This is a genomic window from Candidatus Binatia bacterium (genome assembly GCA_023150935.1).
Classification (GTDB): Bacteria; Desulfobacterota; Binatia; order HRBIN30; family HRBIN30; genus JAKLJW01.
The window spans coordinates 1-518 of record JAKLJW010000184.1; the positions used below are offsets into that span (position 1 = coordinate 1).

The window sequence follows — 518 nt, forward strand, 5'->3', positions numbered from 1 at the left end:
CCGCGCCTACCCGCTCCTGCTCGAGCACCTGTGGCCGAAGCTCCGCACGGTGGTGACGATCGACTGGCGCATGACCTCGACGGCCCTGTGGGCGGACTTCGTCCTGCCGGCGGCCGCCTGGTACGAGCGGACCGAGCACAAGTGGGTGACGCCGCTCACCCCCTTCCTCCACGCCGGCGAGAAGGTCACGAGCTTCTACGAGGCGCGCTCGGACTGGGAGATCATGGCGCTGCTCGCGAAGGCGGTGGACGATCGCGCTCGCGAGCGCGGCATCCGGAGCTTCCGCGACCGCGCCGGGCGCGAGCGCTCCTTCGAGGGCCTCTACGAGCGCTTCAGCTCGAACGGCCGCTACGGCCCCGAGGACGACGAGCGTGTCGCGCAGGACCTCGTCGAGGGCGCGAGCAACCTCGAGGGGGTGGAGTGGGAGGCGCTCAAGCAGAAGGGCTGGGCGCGCTTCACCGGGGTCGGGAGCAGCATCGTGTCGATCGGCAACGCGACGACCGTGAAGCCCGACGACA

Annotated in this window: 1 protein-coding gene; it reads left to right on the forward strand. The window is 70.8% G+C overall.

Going from position 1 to position 518, the window contains the following annotated elements; translation table 11 throughout:
* The coding region (locus tag L6Q96_23650; GenBank protein ID MCK6557540.1) for a molybdopterin-dependent oxidoreductase at window positions 1-518 on the forward strand (518 nt) is incomplete at both ends.